The sequence below is a fragment of the Stenotrophomonas sp. STEN018 genome, assembly GCF_056760235.1.
The window spans coordinates 1-3,128 of the sequence record NZ_JBRREK010000118.1; the positions used below are offsets into that span (position 1 = coordinate 1).

Annotated in this window: 1 protein-coding gene; it reads right to left on the bottom strand. The window is 63.8% G+C overall.

The window, feature by feature from the left end; genetic code table 11:
* Nucleotides 1-117 precede the first annotated feature (117 nt).
* Nucleotides 118-2,829 (bottom strand): phosphoenolpyruvate carboxylase, encoded by a 2,712-nt coding sequence (gene ppc, locus ACVOMB_RS20840; RefSeq protein WP_481532905.1) that lies wholly within the window; start codon nt 2,827-2,829, stop codon nt 118-120.
* Nucleotides 2,830-3,128 lie beyond the last annotated feature (299 nt).

The window sequence follows — 3,128 nt, forward strand, 5'->3', positions numbered from 1 at the left end:
GCCATGCTCGGCAGGGGCTTTCCTGGTAGAGCCCTTTGCCGAGCATGGCTCGGCACTACATTTGGGCATTGCCGGGAAGGCCCCTGCCGAGCATGGCTCGGCACTACAGGAAAGGCTTCAACCGGTGTTCTGCACGCCTTGCGATACACCGTTCACGCAGGCTACCAGTGCACGCAACAAACCTTCGTCCTGGCGGTCGCTTGCGCGCCAGCGCTGCAGCAGGTCCACCTGCAGGATGCTGATCGGGTCGATGTAGGGATTGCGCAGGCGGATAGACAACGCAAGCCGCGGGTCCTGCTCCAGCAATTCCTGTTGGCCACTCAGGCGCTTCACCCAATGTGCGGTCAACGCCAGCTCCTCGCGGATCAGCGGGAAGAACTGGTCGTGCAACGGCCCGGCCAGCTTGGAGAACTGCTCGGCGATATGGATGTCACCCTTGCTCAATACCATCGACATGTCGTCGAGGAAGGTTTCGAAGAACGGCCAGTCGTGCGCCATCTCACGCAAGGTCTGTTCATGTCCCCCGTCAGCAGCGGCCTGCAAGCCACTGCCGACGCCAAACCAACCGGGAATAACCGCACGCGCCTGGCTCCACGCGAACACCCACGGAATCGCGCGCAGATTGGTCAGCGCCGCATCCTGACCCAAGCGTCGCGACGGTCGCGATCCAAGCGTCATCCGCTCGATCACATCGATCGGGGTCGCTTGGCGGAAGTAGTTCATGAACTGCGCATCGCCAACAAAGGCGCGATACGCCGCAGAACTCTGCTCGGCGACCAACGCCATCACCGGCTTCCACTGTTCCTCGCGCGGCTCAGTGGCACGCGGGCGCAGGCTGGCGCGCAACACAGCGCCGGCCGACTGCTCCAGCGAGCGCAGCGCCAACGCGCGGATGCCGTACTTGCGATGGATTACTTCGCCCTGCTCGGTAACCCGCAGACGCCCACCGATGCTGCCGCGCGGGGAGGCATTCACCGCATGCGTGGTCTTGGTACCACCGCGGCTGATCGAACCACCGCGGCCGTGGAAGAAGGTCAGTTTGACGCCGAACTCGGCCGCCGTTTCCAGCAGTTCGACCTGCGCATGCTGCAAGCCCCAGCGCGAGGCAGCGATACCACCGTCCTTGCCGCTGTCCGAATAGCCGAGCATCACCATCTGCACGTCATCACGTGCGGCCAGATGGGCGCGATAAACCGGGTCAGCAAGCAGATCACGCAGCGTGGCGGTGCCGCGTTGCAGGTCGTCCACGGTTTCAAACAATGGCGCGATATCCAGCGGCACCGCGTTGTCCGCATCGAGCAGACCACCGCGACGTGCCAGCGCCAATACCGCCAACACGTCGCCACGATCATGCGCCATCGAGATGATGTAGCTGCCCAAGGCATCGGCGCCGTGCCGCTGGCGCGCGTCGGCCAATGCGGCGAACACCTTGTCCAAACGCTGCCCGGCTTCATCCTCGCCGTGCGCCAACACGGAGGTGCCTGCAGCGTAGGACGACAACAGCTGTGCACGCGCCGCGTCGTCCAACGCATCGAACGCATCCAGCCCGCCCAGCACTTCGGCCAGCGCGCGCGAATGCACACTGGATTCCTGACGCACATCCAAGCGCGCCAGATGGAAGCCAAACGTGCGCACGCGCCACAGCAGACGTCGCACCGAGAACCAGCCGGCGTGCTTGCCCTTGTTGGCGTCCAGGCTATCGAGGATCAGCTGGATGTCGTGGATGAATTCTTCCGGCGAGGCATACGCACCCGGCGCGTCTTCCTGTGTGGCCTGCAGACGCGCACGCATGCGATCGTTGAGCAGGCGATACGGCATGTCGGCGTGACGTGGACGCGACTTCACCTGCGGCAGCAGTTGTTGGTATTCCTGCAAGCGCGCCTGCACTTCAGCACTGACACCGACCAGTTCAGTCGATTGGCTGAGCAGGCTGGCCAGCGCCACCATGTCTTTCAGATACAAGCTCAGCACCGCGCTGCGCTGTGCATTCAAGGTATTGGTGATAGTGCCGGCATCCACATTCGGATTGCCGTCCATGTCGCCGCCGACCCAGGTACCGAAACGCAGCAGGCGTGGCAACGGCAAGGTTCGGCCCCAGGTGTCGCGCAGCGCCTGTTCCAACGATTCGTAGAACACTGGAATCACCCGGTACAACACACGGGTCAGATAGAAGCCGACATGCTCGCGCTCATCATCAACGGTTGGGCGCACCGGCGAGGAATCGGCGGTCTGCCACGATGCGGTCAGCGCCATGCGGAAACGCGCGGCATCGGCGGCCTGCTCGCCGGGCGTGCGTTGGCCATCGAGGTTGTCGACCAATGCGGCAACCATCAACTGTTCTTTTTCCAGCAGGGCACGCCGCACAGCTTCAGTTGGATGCGCGGTGAATACCGGTTCGATATCGATCCGCGGCAGCCACTGCGCCAGTTCTTCCGGCGTCACGCCCTGCGCCTTCAGCGCAAGCAAGGCGTCATGCAGGCCTTCCGGTTGCGGACGCTTGGTGCCTGCGCGTTGGTAGTCACGGCGACGGCGGATGCGATGCACGCGCTCGGCGATGTTGACCACCTGGAAATAGGTACTGAAAGCACGCACCAACGCTTCTGCATCGCGCGGTGCGCGGCCGGCAAGCTGGGTGCTGAGCTGGGTCAACGGCGCCTGGCTTTCGCGGCGGGCGATGGCGGTGGTACGCACGTCTTCAACCTCGTCGAGGAAGCCGGGCGATACCTGTTCGGAAATCAGATCACCAACCAGCGTGCCGAGGCGACGCACATCGTCGCGCAAGGGCAGGTCGGGGGTGGCGAAGACAACGCTGCTGCGGTACTCGTTCATCTAAGACGTAGAGCCTGAAGAGCGGAAACCCGTCAAGCCTACCGCAAAAATCAGCACAATTTTGCAGTGCACCAAACCTGAAACAGTTGCATTTGAATGTTGTCTGGCAGCTGTCCTTTTGGACAGGAATGCACGGCAAATCAGTCAGTTCGAGGACATGACGAAACAGCGCTTCACCTGTAGTGGGGGGGGGGGGGGGGGGGGGGGGGGGGGGGGGGGGGGGGGGGGGGGGGGGGGGGGGGCGGGGCCGGGCCGGGGGGGGCGAGGGCGGCGCCGCCCACCACCACCCAAACAACCAA

What these genes read in the sequence shown, in the direction of transcription:
- ppc (WP_481532905.1), bottom strand. Translation starts at nt 2,829, where the DNA reads ATGAACGAGTACCGCAGCAGCGTTGTCTTCGCCACCCCCGACCTGCCC.